Genomic DNA, 16470 nt, shown 5'->3' with positions numbered 1-16470 from the left:
TCATTATTGGGGGGCTTTTGCCCCCCAAATGTCAGGAGATATGACAATGGCAAGAGAATTCAGCCGTACTCAGCGCGTTGCACAGGAAATGCAAAAAGAGATTGCCATCATTTTACAGCGAGAAGTGAAAGATCCCCGAATTGGTATGGCAACTGTTTCTGGCGTTGAAGTTTCTCGTGATTTGGCTTATGCCAAAGTATTCGTCACCTTTCTGAATGTGTTGACTGAAGAACATGATTCTGATGTGGTAAAGAATGGTATTAAGGCATTGAATGAAGCTTCTGGTTTTATTCGCTCTCTGCTAGGTAAAGCAATGCGTTTGCGTGTCGTACCGGAACTGACTTTCTCCTACGATAATTCCTTGGTAGAGGGGATGAGGATGTCCAATCTGGTTACTAATGTTGTAAAGAATGATGAACAGCGCCGGGCTTCTACGGATCACAAAGAGGAGAAGTAATGGGGCGTCATCGTCGCGGTCGTGATATACATGGTGTGTTGTTACTGGATAAGCCGCAGGATATTTCTTCTAATGATGCGTTACAAAAAGTAAAACGTATTTTCAACGCTAGCAAAGCTGGTCACACTGGCGCGTTGGATCCACTGGCAACCGGTATGCTACCGGTTTGCCTTGGTGAAGCGACGAAGTTTTCCCAGTTCTTACTTGATTCTGACAAGCGTTATCGAGTGATAGCTCGTCTTGGTCAGCGAACTGACACATCAGATTCACACGGGCAAATCATCAGTGAAAGGGCAATCCAGCTAAGTCAGGTTCAACTTGATGCAGCTTTGGATAAATTCCGTGGTGATACCATGCAAATTCCTTCCATGTATTCTGCACTGAAATATCAGGGAAAACCATTGTATGAGTATGCTCGTCAGGGTATTGAGGTAGAACGCGAAGCACGACCAATTACAGTCTATGAATTACAGTTTATCCGTTGGGAAAATGATGAACTGGAATTGGAAATACACTGTTCGAAAGGCACTTATATTCGCACTATTATTGATGACTTAGGTGAATTATTAGGCTGTGGTGCTCACGTTATTTATTTAAGACGTTTACAGGTAGCGAATTATCCAAATGATCGCATGGTGACACTTGAGCAATTATATGAATTACAAAAGCAGGCCAAAGATCAAGAAATACCTGTGGGCGAATTAATTGATTCATTACTATTACCAATGGATAGTGCAATTGCTCATTTCCCAGAGGTTAATTTGATTCCAGTAGTTGCGGCTTATTTTAAACAAGGTCAGGCGGTGCGCAGTGCCAAATCCCCAGCTTTAGTTGAAAGTATGGTACGTGTGACTGAAGGTGATGAACGGAAATTCATTGGCATTGCTGTTATCAATGATGATGGGCTTGTTGCTCCCCGCCGTTTAGTTGTCGAAAGCCGGGATTAGGGTATTTTGGGTTATCTTGCGCTTAACTTATTTGCAGCGTAGAATGGCGCAGTTATATGTTGGGTGGCTGAATTAGAGATCGGCACCTGTAATTTTATTTTATATGTTTTTGGAGTTGTAATATGTCTCTAAGTACTGAAGCAAAAGCGCAAATTATTGCTGAATTTGGTCGTGATGTGAATGACAGTGGCTCTAGTGAAGTACAGATTGCTTTGCTAACTGCACAGATTAACCACTTGCAAGGCCATTTTTCAGAGCACAAAAAAGATCACCACAGCCGTCGTGGTCTGCTGCGCATGGTTTCTCAGCGTCGTAAACTTCTGGACTATCTGAAGCGTAAAAATGTAACAAGTTACACTGCGCTGATTGGGCGTCTTGGCCTGCGTCGCTAATCAAGCAAGTTTCAGTGGAAAGGGGCCATATAGGGCCCCTTTTCTTCTGAGAAGCCATCATAGATAACAGCACAAAAATGCTGGTGGTGGTTTTTGTTTAGGCTCTTCAGTTACAGAGGTTCGCGCGGCTAATGAGAGTGCTTAAGGGAGTAAGACCTGTCGTTAGTCGCGAGGATGTGGCATGGAGAGATCATTCATTGTTGTCTGCTGAATATAAAAGGCAATGTTAACGAAAGGATATTATTTTGCTTAATCCGATTGTTCGTAAATTTCAATATGGCCAACATACCGTTGCTATCGAAACAGGTATGATGGCACGCCAGGCCACAGCTGCTGTCATGGTCAATATGGATGACACGGCTGTATTTGTCACTGTTGTTGGTCAAAAGAAAGTAAAAGAAGGTCAGGATTTCTTTCCTCTGACTGTTAACTATCAGGAGCGTACTTATGCTGCTGGTCGTGTTCCTGGCAGTTTCTTTCGTCGTGAAGGTCGTCCAGGTGAAGGAGAAACGTTAGTCGCTCGTTTGATTGATCGTCCTCTGCGTCCTCTGTTCCCGGACGGTTTCCTGAACGAGGTGCAGATTGTAGCAACAGTTGTTTCTGTTAACCCGCAAGTTAATCCAGATATTGTTGCAATGATCGGTGCTTCTGCTGTGCTGGCACTATCTGGTATCCCGTTCAATGGTCCAATTGGTGCTGCTCGCGTTGGTTATATTAATGATCAGTATGTGCTGAACCCAACCAGTGATGAGCTAAAAAATAGCCGTTTAGATCTGGTGGTTTCAGGTACTGCTGGTGCTGTTCTGATGGTTGAGTCTGAAGCAGACATTCTAACTGAAGAGCAAATGTTAGGTGCGGTAGTATTCGGTCATGAACAACAACAGGTGGTTATTGATAACATTAATGCGTTGGCTGCGGAAGCAGGCAAAGAAAAATGGAATTGGGTGCCAGAATCTGTTAATCAAGCGTTGCATGACCGTGTAGCTGGATTGGCAGAAGACCGTTTGGGTGATGCTTATCGTATCACTGAAAAACAGGAGCGTTATGCTCAGGTTGATGCTATCAAAGAGGAAGTTACGGCAGCACTGCTGGAACAGGATGAAGCTTTAGAGGAAGCTGAAATCCATGAAATTCTGGGTAGCTTAGAGAAAAAAGTTGTTCGTAGCCGCGTCTTGCGTGGTGAACCACGTATTGATGGTCGTGAAAAAGATATGGTGCGTGCATTGGATGTACGTACTGGTGTTCTGCCTCGAACTCATGGCTCTGCGCTGTTTACCCGTGGTGAAACTCAGGCTTTGGTTACTGCGACTTTGGGTACAGAACGTGATGCACAGATCATTGACGAGTTGATGGGAGAGCGCACAGATCGTTTCCTACTGCACTACAACTTCCCGCCATATTCTGTTGGTGAAACAGGTATGATGGGTTCACCAAAACGTCGTGAAATTGGTCATGGTCGTTTGGCCAAACGTGGTGTGGCGGCAGTTATGCCAAAAGCTAACGAATTCCCATATACCGTTCGGGTCGTTTCTGAAATCACGGAATCAAACGGCTCGTCTTCAATGGCATCTGTTTGTGGTGCATCTCTTGCGTTGATGGATGCAGGTGTGCCGATTAAAGCTGCTGTTGCTGGTATTGCAATGGGATTAGTGAAAGAAGACGATAATTTTGTTGTTCTGTCTGACATCTTGGGTGATGAAGATCATTTGGGAGACATGGACTTTAAAGTAGCGGGTAGCTGTGAAGGTATCAGCGCGCTGCAAATGGACATCAAAATTGAAGGCATTACCCGTGAAATTATGCAAATTGCTCTGAATCAGGCAAAAGGTGCGCGTTTGCATATCCTGAGTGTAATGGAACAGGCAATTAATAGCCCACGTAATGATATTTCTGAATTTGCACCACGTATTCACACTATTAAGATCAATCCTGATAAGATCAAAGATGTTATCGGTAAAGGTGGTTCAGTTATCCGTGCACTGACAGAAGAAACCGGTACCACCATTGAAATTGAAGATGATGGCACAGTGAAAATTGCTGCAACTGATGGTGAAAAAGCAAAACATGCCATCAGTCGCATTGAAGAAATAACTGCTGAGATCGAAGTAGCTCGCATTTACACTGGTAAAGTAACCCGTATCGTTGATTTTGGCGCGTTTGTTGCTATCGGTGGTGGTAAAGAAGGTCTGGTACATATTTCTCAGATTGCTGATAAGCGTGTTGAGAAAGTGGCTGACTATTTGCAGGTTGGTCAGGAAGTCTCAGTTAAAGTTCTGGAAATTGATCGCCAGGGTCGTGTTCGTCTGAGTATTAAAGAAGCGACAGTCGGAGTAATTGTCGAGGATACACCAGTGGCACCACAATCAGCAGAATAAATTTGATGTATATACCCTATGGATTTCAAGATGCATCGCGACGGTAAGGGAGTGAGTCCTCTGGAGCATAGATAACTATGTGACCGGGGTGAGCGAGTACAGCCAACAAAGAGGCAACTTGAAAGATAACGGGTATAAACGGCGTTTGTAAAAAAGCGCCGTTTATAGACTCAGGGCAGGAGGCCCAATAAATGCAATATGGGTGATAGGGCATTCTTAATCAATGTCTGACTTTCGGGAGTAGGAAATGAATCTTTTTCTGCGCTGGTGTTATGCTGTAGCAATACTTCTTTTGGCAGGATGCAGCAGCAAGGATTGGCGTAAAAACGAAGTTTTTGCTATTCCGTTACAACCTTCATTGCAACAAGAAGTCATTCTGGCTCGCATGGAACAGATTCTTGCGAGTCGGTCATTGACAGAAGATGAGTACGCGCAGCTTTTATATGAGAGAGGTGTGCTGTATGATAGTCTCGGGCTGAGGGCTTTGGCACGGAATGATTTTTCTGTTGCCTTATCTATTCGGCCTAATATTCCAGAGATTTTTAATTATCTGGGAATTTACTTCACACAGGCTAGCAATTTTGATGCTGCCTATGAAGCGTTTGATTCTGTATTAGAGCTTGATCCAACTTACAATTACGCGCGTCTTAACCGTGGCATCGCGTTGTATTACGGTGGTCGGTATAAGTTAGCGCAGGATGATCTGCAGGCGTTTTATCAAGACGATCCAAATGATCCTTTCCGTTCGTTGTGGTTGTACCTGGTGGAAAAAGAATTTTATCCTAAAGGAGCGATGTTGAACTTGTCGCAACACTACGAAAAAGCGAACCGGGGGCAATGGGGCTGGAATATAGTTGAATTCTATTTAGGCAAAATTAGTGAATATACATTGATGAATCGCTTGAAAGAGAATGCAACGGATAACACTTCGCTCGCTGAGCATCTCAGTGAAACTGACTTCTATTTAGGTAAACATTACCTAAGTCTGGGGGACAAGGATAGCGCATCTGCGTTATTCAAGCTGACGGTAGCTAACAACGCACATAACTTTGTTGAGCACCGCTATGCATTGTTGGAATTGGCGCTGTTAGGCCAGGAACAAGATGACCTATCAGAATCGGACCAGCAATAGCTGACGAACATTTCGAGATCGATTAACAAAGTCCATCATCTTGACCGATGAGGGCTTATTTGTTCGTTTAATTAAATAATTTGAGCCAGTTCACATTTTAAATGAAAATGACCGAAATTTTTTTCGATGCGTTATGTAGACTGGCCGCCATAACTAATGAGGCACCATTACATGACCACTGAGACTGAAATCTCTTTTGCTGATCTGGGTTTATCAGCACCTATCCTTTCTGCGCTGGAAGATCTTGGCTATGAAAAGCCATCTCCAATTCAGCAACAATGTATTCCCCATTTATTAAATGGCCGTGACGTACTGGGTATGGCACAGACGGGGAGTGGTAAAACAGCGGCATTCAGTCTGCCTTTACTACATAATATCAATGCTGAGTTGAAAGCTCCGCAGATCCTTGTGTTGGCACCGACCCGTGAACTGGCGGTACAGGTAGCCGAAGCGTGCGCAGATTTTTCTAAACATATGCGTAACGTGAATGTTGTTGCACTGTATGGTGGGCAACGTTATGACGTTCAGTTACGCGCTTTACGTCAAGGGCCACAAATTGTTGTGGGTACACCAGGGCGTCTTCTGGACCATCTGAAGCGTGGTACGTTGGATCTGTCTAACCTGAGCGGTTTAGTTTTGGATGAAGCAGACGAAATGCTGCGTATGGGCTTTATCGAAGATGTTGAAAACATCATGAGCCAGATTCCTGCTGAACATCAGACTGCACTGTTCTCTGCAACTATGCCAGAAGCTATCCGTCGCATTACTCGTCGTTTTATGAACGATCCGCAAGAAGTGCGTATCCAAGCGAGTGTAACGACTCGTCCTGACATCAGCCAGAGCTACTGGTCTGTTTACGGTATGCGTAAAAATGAAGCTTTGGTGCGTTTCCTTGAAGCTGAGGATTTTGATGCTGCGATTATTTTTGTGCGTACCAAAAATGCAACGTTGGAAGTAGCAGAAGCACTGGAGCGTAATGGCTACAACAGTGCGGCGCTAAACGGTGATATGAACCAGGCACTGCGTGAGCAGACATTGGAACGTCTGAAAGATGGCCGTTTGGATATTTTGATTGCAACTGATGTTGCAGCGCGTGGCTTGGATGTTGAGCGCATCAGTCTGGTTGTTAACTATGACATTCCAATGGATGCGGAATCTTATGTTCACCGTATTGGCCGTACTGGCCGTGCAGGTCGTGCAGGTCGTGCATTGTTGTTTGTAGAAAACCGTGAACGTCGCTTGTTACGTAACGTTGAACGTACAATGAAGCTGACTATCCCGGAAGTTGAACTGCCAAATGCTGAATTATTGAGTCAGCGTCGTCTGGAAAGATTTGCCGCTAATGTACAGCAGCAATTGGAAAGTAGCGATCTAGATCAGTACCGTACTCTGTTGTCTAAACTGCAACCTGCGGAAGATCTGGATATAGAAACGCTGGCGGCTGCATTATTGAAAATGGCACAGGGTGAGCGCCCGTTGATTCTGCCTCCGGACCCGGTTCGTCGTCCTCGCCGCGAATTCAACGAACGTGATGATCGTCGTCGTAATGGTTTTGATGATCGTGGCGAACGTAGTGATCGTCCTCGTCGTGAACGCCGTGATGTTGGTGAAATGGAGTTGTACCGTATTGAAGTGGGCCGCGATGATGGTGTTGAAGTTCGTCATATCGTTGGTGCGATTGCTAATGAAGGTGATATCAGCAGCCGTTATATTGGCAACATCAAATTGTTTGCAACGCATTCCACGATTGAATTGCCAAAAGGCATGCCAGGTGATTTGTTATCCCACTTTACCCGTACCCGCATTCTGAATAAGCCAATGAATATGCAGTTAATGGGTGATGCACAGCCATTTGAGCGCCGTGAACGTCGTGGTGGTGGGCGTAACGGCAATGGTAACGGTAATAGTAGTGGTAGTGGCCCTCGCCGTGATCGTGAGAATTTCAATGGTGGTGGCCGTCGCTTCAATGGTGAACGCCGCGGTGGAGAAGGTCGTGGTGAAGGTCAGAGCCGTAGCAATTTCCGTGGTCGTGGTGATGATCATGGTTCATCTGCTCCACGCCGTCGTTATAACAATAGTAACGCACAGTAATCATCTGAACTGATATTTAAATAATAAAGCGGCTCTTTTTACAGGAGCCGTTTTTGTTATCAGTTAATTGATTTAATATTTTTATAATAAAAAAGCTGTTCTTTATACAAAAGGCAGCTTTTGATATGCAGAAAGAGATCAGTTAGTTAGTACTTCAACTGAATTACTTGTACTGCGGACACGCCACAGTTTCAGCCATTGAATAATGGAAGAGACCATAATCACAATGCCGAGGATAACCATCACAATGGAGATTGTTCCGTTGAAGATATTGAAACCTTTTGTTGCGGAGTTGAAGTAAACATTCTTCACCATCCAGTAAGCTGCGTAGTTCACAGTAACGTACAGGTAAGCGAGTGGTATCAGGCAGGTCAGCATATACCAGCGTTTTTCAGACAGACGTAGGATAATTGTTGCACCAATCATCAGGCCGATGGAGGCCATCAGTTGATTGGATACCCCGAATAGTGCCCAGACTGAATTGATATCGCCGGAATTCAGTAGGTAGCCCCACAGTAAACAGGCAACGATACTGCAACCAATGGAACCCGGTAACCAGTCGATACGTTTCAGAGGTGCCCATATATCGCCCAGGAAATCTTGCAGTAGGTAGCGGGCAACACGCGTACCGGAATCAACTGCTGTCAGGATAAATACGGCTTCAAACATGACGACGAACTGGAAAAAGTAGGATGCTAGCTGGCTGAACCAAGGGATGCGGGTGAAGATATCTGCCATACCAACCGCCAATGTGACTGCACCACCGGTACGGCCATACAGATCCAAACCAATTTCCTGACTCAGTTTTGGTAGATGGATAACATCCATACCCAATGTAGCAAAGACCTCTGGGGAGGAGTTAATAGCGAAATAGTCAGCAGGATATAGGGAAGTGGCAGCGATCAACGCCATGACACCAACGACACATTCTGCCAGCATTGCACCGAAACCCACTGGCAGAATATCACTCCACTTATCGATCTGTTTTGGTGTTGTGCCAGAGCCGATAAATGCATGAAAACCAGAAATAGCACCACACGCAATGGTGATGGAGATAAAAGGCCACACCGGACCAGCCAGTACAGGGCCATTGCCATGAATAAATTCAGTGACTGCCGGGAACTGGATCTCCGGGTTAATAAAGATGACTCCCACAACTAGCGCGCCGAATACGCCGATTTTCATAAAACTAGAAAGATAACCACGGGGAGTCAGTAGCATCCATACTGGCAGAGCGGTTGCAAAAAATGCATAGATTGGCAGTGCCAAGCTGACAGTTGATGTACGCAGGCTCAGCCATTCACCGAAGGCGGATGCTTGAATGTAAGGGCCGACAATCACACAAGCCATAATGGTAATAATACCTACCCATGTTGCTCCGCGCATATTACCTGTGAAGCGCTCCCATAGACCGACACCGATTGCGACTGGAATGGTCATAAATACTGCAAATGTCCCCCAAGGGTTACGCTCTAGCGCGTGAACAACCACCATGGACAGACCTGCCATAGTAATAGTAATGATGAACAGCATTGCAAGGCCGGTGCACCAACCAGCAATTGGGCCAAGTTCTGTTTTGGCAACTTCTGACAGGGACTTACCGCTATGTTTCATTGAGGCGAATAAAACAACCGTATCATGCACGGCCCCGCCGATAACACAGCCGATTAATAACCATAACATACTTGGCAAATAACCGTATTGGGCTGCTAACACAGGGCCAACCAGCGGTCCTGCGGCTGCGATTGCGGCGAAGTGGCTACCAAAATTGACCCATTTTTTCGTGGGTACATAATCTTTACCGTCTTCCAATAAATGGGAAGGTGTAACCTCGCTGTCATCTGCTTTCAGTACCTTTTTAACAAAGAATACGCCGTACAAGCGGTAGCAGATAACCAGAATACACAACGTTGCAATGACAAATGTGAGAGCGTGTTGCATTTCTCTTCTCCTGAGAGTTATAAATTTTTACTCGTATCTTGTCATAGGTAAAGGAAGCTATAAGGGAGTGTCTGAGTGAGTGGTTGTATGGCGGGTTAAGTGGTCAGATTCAGCAGGTGAGCGGTGAGTAAGAACTGACTAACCTGCTAAAAAGGTGATGAATATCACGGTTACTTCAATCCTAATGCTTCTTTCAATGGTTTCAAATAACGGCGGCTGACAGGAATAGTTTCACCATTACGTAGGATCAGTTCGGCCTGTCCGTGATCACCAAATAGAATTTCGCGCAGATGGGTCATATTGACCAAATATTGACGATGATTTCTCATCAATGGTGTGCGGGTTTCCAGTGTACGGAGTGTCAGTTCAGTAAATCCTTCCTGCCCATTGGTACACATAACATAAACTCCACTTGGACGGGAGGTGACATAAAGTATTTCATCCAGTTGCACAAGCCAGATTCGGCTGTGGCCGGTGCATGGGATATATTTCAGTGGTTCTTCTGTTTTCAGGATAGAAATATCTTGTTTTTGATGCCCTTGCCGTAATCGTTGTAACGTTTTGGTTAGACGATTTTTTTCTAGTGGTTTTAATAAATAGTCAAATGCGTGTTCTTCAAACGCTTGTATTGCATATTCATCAAATGCGGTCAGAAAAACAATGTAGGGACGATGTTCTGGATCGAGCATACCAACCATTTCTAATCCAGTGATACGTGGCATTTGGATATCCAAAAATACAACATCGGGTTTTAGATGATATATGGCACCAATGGCTTCAACGGCATTGGCGCATTCGCCAATAATTTGAATATCATGTTCTTCTTCTAGCAAACAACGTAGGTTTTCTCGTGCGAGCGGTTCGTCATCAACAATTAATATATTCATATTCACACAGTTTTATTAGCCTCTTTAATGAGTGGCAAGTGTAAAATTACGCGGGTAAATTTTTCTGGCTGGCAATCTATTTGCACACCATAATTTTCACCATAGCGAAGTCGTAGTCGTTTATCTACCAGACTCATTCCTAATCCATCCCCCATAGAGGCCGATTTATAAAGACCGGCATTATCTTCCACTTCCAGTATTAACAATTGATTCTGCTGATGAGCACGAATAGTAACCCTACCGGTTTCTAATAACTGTGATGTGCCGTGTTTGATCGCATTTTCTACTACTGGTTGGAGAGAAAAAGCGGGTAATTTGGTGTGAAGCAGAGATTCCGGTAGTTCAATGTTTATTTGCAGATGCTCACGGAAACGCGCCTTCTCAATTTGTAAGTAAGCATTCACATGCTCTATTTCATCAGACAGCGTGACAATCTCTTCTGACCGTTTCAAGTTTTTACGGAAAAAGGTTGAGAGATATTGTACTAATTGACTTGCTTGATCGCTGTCCTGTCGGATCACTGCTTGCAGGGTATTTAAGGCATTAAATAAAAAGTGAGGATTCACTTGCGCATGAAGCAGCTTAATCTCTGATTGGAGCAGTGATTGTTTGTTACGTTCATATTGTCCTGTGAGGATTTGGGCAGATAACAGGCTGGCAATACCTTCCCCTAGGGGGCGGTTGATTGAGCTGAACAGACGGTTTTTGGCTTCATAAAGTTTGATTGCGCCAATAACTTGCTGATTTTCTCCCTGTAGCGGAATAACTAAGGTGGAACCCAATTTGCAGATTGGGTTGATTGAACAACGGTAAGGTATTTCATTGCCATCAGCATAAACCACTTCATTATTTTCAATTGCTCGACGGGATTGTTCCGAAGAAATAGGTGTTCCAGGAAGGTGATGATCTGAACCGATACCAATAAATGCCAAGAGTTTTTCTCTGTCTGTAATAGCAACTGCGCCGATTTCCAGTTGTTGATAAATAACTTTTGCTACTCGCATACTGTTATTTTCATTAAATCCTTTTCGCAGAATACCCTCCGTATAGACAGCGATTTTCAGTGCCTGAGCAGAAAATGCACTAGGGTGTGTCCCGCAATAGGCTGAGATAGAATAATCTATGTGGCTCTGACTTTCGGAAAAAACATGTTATGGCTCGTTACGACCTTCCTGATGAAGCATGGGAGTTACTGCTCCCCTTATTGCCCCCTGAACATTCTCAACGGGCGGGACATCCTTATGTTGAACACCGCCGGGTTATCAACGGCATGTTTTGGATACTCTGTTCCGGTGCCCCCTGGCGGGATTTACCCGAACGTTATGGTTCCTGGAAAACCGTCTATAATCGCTTTAATCGGTGGGCAAAATCGGGGCTCATTAACCTCATTTTCAATAAGTTATTGTCAATACTGGATGAACAAGGTTTAGTTGATTGGTCAGCTATATCTCTGGATGGCAGTAACATTCGTGCGGCACATTGTGCGGCGGGCGCCAAAAAAAACATCCCGATGTCACCGAAAATCATGGCCTGGGTCGCTCTCAGGGTGGTTATGGCTCCAAAATCCATCTGGCGGTCGATGGAAAAGGCTATCCACTGAATGTGGTACTCAGTGCAGGTCAATGTCATGAAAGTCAATATGCAGTGCGCCTGCTGGATGGTCTGGGTATTCAGCGTAAAAACGGTTTTATGAAACGTCGTTCAAAAGCGGTGATTGCTGATAAAGGTTATGCCAGCCACGCATTACGTAACCGGTTAAAAAGTCAGGGAATAAAAGTGATAATTCCCTATAAATCAAATGAAAAAGCGCGGTCAGATGGACGGGTTAAATTCGACCATGAAACGTATCGAAGAAGAAATGTTGTAGAAAGATGTTTTGGTCGACTCAAAGAGCATCGTCGCATCGCCACCCGTTATGAAAAGACAGCAAGAAATTATATCGCTATGGTGAAATTAGGTTGTATCCGCTTATTTCTTAAGGCCATAATTTAATTGAGGGACATAACCTAGTATATTTTTCAAATATCGCTCGCCGATCAAGTAGGATACGTATAAACATTGCTGAGCCGATACTATTGGTGACGATCATAGGGGCTGCAATATTTTTGACCAATGCTAATGCTTCACTGTATGGACGGGCGAGCAGTAGTAAAATGCCCATCTGTATTATTTCAGCGCAAAACGTGACGATAGCGGCTGTCCAGGGATTAATCAGTCGGTTTATCTGACCACGTTTTGTCAGATAGCTGTGGATAATGCCACCGATTAAACCTTCAATAATGGTCGATATCATGCAACTAAAAGCGGTCATCCCACCAAGGGAGTAGCGGTGCAGTCCACCGGTTAATCCCACCAGCGCACCGACACCTGGCCCACCTAGAAGGCCGCCAAGGACCGCTCCAATAGCACGAGTATTGGCAATGGAATCACCTACATGCAGACCAAAATAGGTTCCCATAATACAGAAAATGGAAAAAGCGACATAACACAGCAGCTTATGAGGTAAACGCACAGTGACTTGTAACAGCGGAATAAATAGTGGTGTTTTACTTAGTAGCCAGGCGATAACCAAATAAACACACATCTGTTGTAGTAATAACAACACAAGATTAAATTCGTACATAGACTTTCCGGGAGGATTTGTGAATGTTATTAGTTTACAGAAACAGCTAATAATATTATTAAAAGTTTAGTTTAAGTAGGTTAATATTTGACAAGAATCATAAACCACTACACTATTATGAAGCGTTTTCCTTTCTGTCAGTGATTATACGCACAAACATATAAGAAATTTTCCGTAGAACAATGAGAAGCTATAGCGTTAGTTTCGGGTCGGGTAATTTTGGATGTGTAAGACATCATGAAAAAAAGAACACTTTTTACGATTTTACTGGTGATTTTGCTTACAGCAATGGCTGTGTTATTTCGTTCCCATAACCAATATTTGTTGTTGCAAGGTGAAGTTGATGCACCGGAAGTGATTGTGGCATCTAAAGCTAAGGGACGAGTGATCAAACGTCATGTTGAACGGGGAGATGATGTTAAGGCAGGACAGTTGCTGATTACACTCGAAAGCCCGGAATTGCTGGCCCAGGTTGCTTCACTAGAAGCTGCTCGTGATCAAGCCAAAGCGCAGTTGGAGCAATCTCTGCATGGAACACGCGAAGAAAGTATTCGGAATCTGGAAGCGGGTTTGGCACAAGCTCAGGCCGAATATGATAATGCGGTACGTGAATATGATCGTATTCAGAGCGTAGCGTCTAAAGGTTATGTTTCACGCAACGATCTAGATAATGCCCATAGAAGTAGGGATGTTGCCTATCAGAAAATGCAGAGTGCAAAAGCGGCATTGGATGAAGGTATGCATGGTGACAGGATTGAGCTTCGCCAGAAATATGCAGCAGCTTTGCGTCAGGCTGAACAGCAACTGATTGAGTTACAAACTCAGAGTCATGATTTGCAGGTCAAAGCACCTGTCGCGGGGGAAGTTGGGCCGATTCCGGCAGAAGTTGGTGAGTTATTTAATGCTAATAGTCCTTTGGTGACATTAATCCGTGTACCAGAAGCTTATTTTATTTATAACCTGCGGGAAGACATTCTGGCAAAGGTGCAAAAAGGGGATAAAGTCAAACTTCGTCTTCCTGCGCTAGGTGACAAAGAGATCGAAGCCGAAATTCGTTATATCTCTCCGATGGGTAATTATGCGACTAAACGTGCAACTCGTGCCACCGGTGATTTCGATTTAAGAACCTTTGAAGTGCGCTTGTATCCTTTACAGGCTATTGAAGGTTTACGTCCTGGTATGAGTGCCTTGTGGCGTTGGGATGAGTAGGTGACTGATGCGGAGCAAGGTTGCATGGCGTGGTTTCGAACGCGCTTTTAGCCAAGAAATCCGGGCTGTGATTCGTAGTCCGGTTTTTCACTGGTTAGGCTGGTTATTTCCTTTGATGCTATTTGTGCTGATCAGCGCTAATTTTTCAGAAGGGACATTACTCAATCTGCCAGTATCGGTGGTTGATAATGATCAGAGCCCGCTGTCACGTCATCTAATACGTAACTTGGACGCGGCTTCTCATGCGCAGATTAAATCTTATGATGGCGGATTGCAGGAATCTCTTGAACGGCTTGGCAGTGCTAAGGATTACTCCTTACTTTATATCCCGCATGATTTTGAAGCTAATGCACTCAAAGGAGACCAGCCAACCGTGCGTATGTATTACAACGCGTTATTTTATGGTGCCGGAAGTTATTCTATTCAAGATCTCAGTGGATTAATGGCAGAGATTAATGCGAAGTACCGTTCTATATTGGCGACAGAAATGGGTCATCAGTTACCTCCATTAGCCAATGTTACGCTCGTTTATGACAGCCTTTTTAATGCCAGCGGTAGTTATATCTATTATCAGCAGTTTGCGGCCACAATCCATTTGTTACAGCTTTTTGTTGTAACCTGCACGATTTATAGCATGGCACGCAGCAAGACACTGATGACAATGAAACCGTTTACTTTCGCTCTGTTGGGAAAATTGGCACCTTATACCCTGTTTTTTACTCTGTTGTTGATTGTCGAATTGGCTGCTCTGATTGGTGTATTTGATGCAAAAGTGAATGGTAACCCAATATATATGGTGATAGTGGGTTTCTTCTACGTCATTGCCGCTCAAAGTATTGGCCTGTTGCTGTTTACTTTCACTAATAGTGCACTGACGGCTTACAGTTTAATCGGAGTGCTAGTCAGTATTGCGACGACTTTTTCAGGTATGTCGGTGCCAGAATTATCAATGATATTGCCAGCGCGGATAATTGCCAATATTGAGCCTTTAACACATGCTTTAAATGCGATGTTTGATATTTTTTTGCGTGAGGTTTCTTTACTGGGTATTTTATCTGTTTGTGCTTTATTACTTATTTATCCAGTCGTTTGCTTTCTGTTAGTACGAAACCGGTTATTTAAACGGCTTGGCTTGCCACAGGGTAATGAATAATGCAGATGTATTGGCAAACTTTTCGCCGGGTATTAATGGGAATGTTGGAAAAGCCCATGTGGATGTTGATGCTGGTTTCCTTGTGTATGATGAGTTTGGTATATGTCCGGCCAACAGTATGGGATCTACCGGTTGCTGTGATCGACCAGGATCACAGCTCTGCTAGTCGAGCTTTGATACGCCAGCTTAATTCTACGGCTAAAATTGCTGTCCATAGCTATGATAATTTGGCTGATGCTCGTCACGATCTACTGCTACGTGAAATCTTTGCGATTATTATTATCCCTGCGGACTTGGAGAAAAATATCCTTAATGGAAAAAATATCACCTTGCCGATTTATGGCGATGCAACCAGTCGTCTTGCCAATGGACAAATTCAGCAAGAGTTGACCTCTGCTCACCGGCAATTGCTAAACGAATATAACAGCAAATTATTATTAAAATATGGTTTTAGCCCTGAGCAGACAGAATTATTACTGATGCCGATTCGTAGTGAAACTATTGGATTATTTAACCCTGGTGTCAGTTTTGCCGCAATTGTTTTTCCCGGTTTGTTGGTGATGTTATTACAACACTCGTTATTGATATCTTGTGTACGGGTCAGTATTACAATACGTGGTACACCGAAAGGTAAACCCCCATTACCTGTCTATTTGGGAGCGTTGTCGGCGTTATTACCGATTTGGCTTTTTCTCTCCATCATCTTTTTTGTACTTTGGCCGTGGGTATTGGGATACCGGCAGGAGGCGTCTATTCCGTTGTTATTAATGCTGACGTTCCTATTTATGTTGGCAGTACTCGGATTAGGGAAATTGGTAACGGAATGTATGCGAAGTGTAGAAATGATCTATTTAACGATCGCCTTGCTTACCACGCCTGTGTTCTATATTTCCGGCACAGTCTGGCCGGTGCAGGCAATGCCTGATTGGGTGAGAGCAATTTCTTCTGCTTTACCGTCTACTTGGGCAACAAAAGCGATTGCCGGTGTTAACCAGATGGGATTGCCAGTACAGAATGTATTGGGAGATATCGCTATGATGCTGGTTCTTGGTGTGATTTATACTCTGCTAGGAATTTTGATAGGTATGGTGCGTAATGGTGAATTCAGGAAAATAACCTATTATTTGCGTAGGGTGTTTAAGTGATGATTTATGTTTCTATATAGTCTAAGTCAATTCTATCAATGTATCGCTGAATTGTGTTTTGTCGATGGTTTCTTTCTTTTAGGTTGCGAGGTTACATTTTCTAGGTTTTTATAAATAT

The 16470-nt window shown here is 44.0% G+C and carries 13 protein-coding genes and 2 pseudogenes; 11 read left to right on the top strand and 4 right to left on the bottom strand.

The features are described from left to right. Positions 1-46: 46 nt before the first annotated feature. The 7 genes from rbfA to PluTT01m_RS23180 all read left to right on the top strand — a co-directional run bounded on the left by rbfA (position 47) and on the right by PluTT01m_RS23180 (position 7394). Complete coding sequence (gene rbfA, locus PluTT01m_RS23215) at positions 47-457, top strand: 30S ribosome-binding factor RbfA (protein ID WP_011148604.1); 411 nt, start codon at positions 47-49, stop codon at positions 455-457. Further along, entirely contained in the window at positions 457-1404 is a 948-nt protein-coding gene (gene truB / locus PluTT01m_RS23210; RefSeq protein WP_011148603.1) for a tRNA pseudouridine(55) synthase TruB, read from the top strand. The genes rbfA and truB overlap by 1 nt, the downstream gene beginning before the upstream one ends. 122 nt (positions 1405-1526) lie before the next feature. Further along, the gene (gene rpsO / locus PluTT01m_RS23205; RefSeq protein WP_011148602.1) at positions 1527-1796 is read left to right on the top strand and encodes a 30S ribosomal protein S15; all 270 of its coding nucleotides are present in this window, start codon (positions 1527-1529) and stop codon (positions 1794-1796) included. A 245-nt stretch (positions 1797-2041) separates the two neighbouring features. Further along, entirely contained in the window at positions 2042-4171 is a 2130-nt protein-coding gene (gene pnp, locus PluTT01m_RS23200; RefSeq protein ID WP_011148601.1) for a polyribonucleotide nucleotidyltransferase, read from the top strand. A 247-nt stretch (positions 4172-4418) separates the two neighbouring features. After that, the gene (nlpI, locus tag PluTT01m_RS23190) at positions 4419-5303 is read left to right on the top strand and encodes a lipoprotein NlpI (RefSeq protein WP_011148600.1); all 885 of its coding nucleotides are present in this window, start codon (positions 4419-4421) and stop codon (positions 5301-5303) included. Positions 5304-5404: 101 nt separating this feature from the next. Continuing rightward, on the top strand, positions 5405-5485 hold the full coding sequence (yrbN, locus tag PluTT01m_RS28355) for a protein YrbN (protein WP_105394837.1): 81 nt from the start codon (positions 5405-5407) through the stop codon (positions 5483-5485). Beyond that, complete coding sequence (locus PluTT01m_RS23180) at positions 5475-7394, top strand: DEAD/DEAH family ATP-dependent RNA helicase (RefSeq protein ID WP_011148599.1); 1920 nt, start codon at positions 5475-5477, stop codon at positions 7392-7394. Before yrbN ends, PluTT01m_RS23180 begins: the two co-directional genes overlap by 11 nt. Positions 7395-7532: 138 nt before the next feature. Here the strand turns inward: PluTT01m_RS23180 and PluTT01m_RS23175 are convergent, their stop codons facing one another. From PluTT01m_RS23175 to PluTT01m_RS23165, 3 genes and pseudogenes are all read right to left on the bottom strand, one after another. Further along, positions 7533-9335 carry a carbon starvation CstA family protein gene (locus PluTT01m_RS23175; RefSeq protein ID WP_011148598.1) on the bottom strand — a complete coding sequence of 601 codons (1803 nt, stop codon included), beginning with the start codon at positions 9333-9335 and terminating at the stop codon, positions 7533-7535. A 170-nt stretch (positions 9336-9505) separates the two neighbouring features. Then, positions 9506-10222 carry a two-component system response regulator BtsR gene (btsR, locus tag PluTT01m_RS23170; protein ID WP_041380417.1) on the bottom strand — a complete coding sequence of 239 codons (717 nt, stop codon included), beginning with the start codon at positions 10220-10222 and terminating at the stop codon, positions 9506-9508. A 2-nt stretch (positions 10223-10224) separates the two neighbouring features. Then, a pseudogene (locus PluTT01m_RS23165) lies at positions 10225-11313 on the bottom strand (histidine kinase); the annotation flags it as partial. A 62-nt stretch (positions 11314-11375) separates the two neighbouring features. Here PluTT01m_RS23165 and PluTT01m_RS23160 point away from each other — a divergent pair. Continuing rightward, a protein-coding gene (locus PluTT01m_RS23160) for an IS5 family transposase (RefSeq protein WP_232507859.1) occupies positions 11376-12214 on the top strand; the annotation gives its coding sequence in 2 pieces (ribosomal slippage) (positions 11376-11715 and positions 11715-12214; 840 coding nt in all). A 16-nt stretch (positions 12215-12230) separates the two neighbouring features. On the opposite strand, the pseudogene PluTT01m_RS23155 reads toward PluTT01m_RS23160, so the two are convergent. Beyond that, positions 12231-12845 (bottom strand): annotated as a pseudogene (locus PluTT01m_RS23155) (LytS/YhcK type 5TM receptor domain-containing protein); the annotation flags it as partial. Positions 12846-13082: 237 nt separating this feature from the next. Here PluTT01m_RS23155 and PluTT01m_RS23150 point away from each other — a divergent pair. Genes PluTT01m_RS23150 through PluTT01m_RS23140 form a run of 3 tightly spaced genes read left to right on the top strand, consistent with a single transcriptional unit; the run spans position 13083 to position 16352 of the window. Next, positions 13083-14054, top strand: a complete 972-nt coding sequence (locus PluTT01m_RS23150) for an HlyD family secretion protein (RefSeq protein WP_011148596.1) — start codon at positions 13083-13085, stop codon at positions 14052-14054. 7 nt (positions 14055-14061) lie between these two features. Further along, the gene (locus PluTT01m_RS23145; protein ID WP_011148595.1) at positions 14062-15207 is read left to right on the top strand and encodes an ABC transporter permease; all 1146 of its coding nucleotides are present in this window, start codon (positions 14062-14064) and stop codon (positions 15205-15207) included. Next, positions 15207-16352, top strand: coding sequence for an ABC transporter permease (locus tag PluTT01m_RS23140; RefSeq protein ID WP_011148594.1), 1146 nt, complete (start codon positions 15207-15209; stop codon positions 16350-16352). Before PluTT01m_RS23145 ends, PluTT01m_RS23140 begins: the two co-directional genes overlap by 1 nt. The last annotated feature ends 118 nt before the right edge of the window (positions 16353-16470 follow it).

Origin of the sequence: Photorhabdus laumondii subsp. laumondii (genome assembly GCF_003343245.1) — a bacterium.
Lineage (GTDB): Bacteria > Pseudomonadota > Gammaproteobacteria > Enterobacterales > Enterobacteriaceae > Photorhabdus > Photorhabdus laumondii.
Note: the sequence above shows the minus strand (reverse complement) of the source record. Positions and strands in the feature narration are given on the sequence as shown.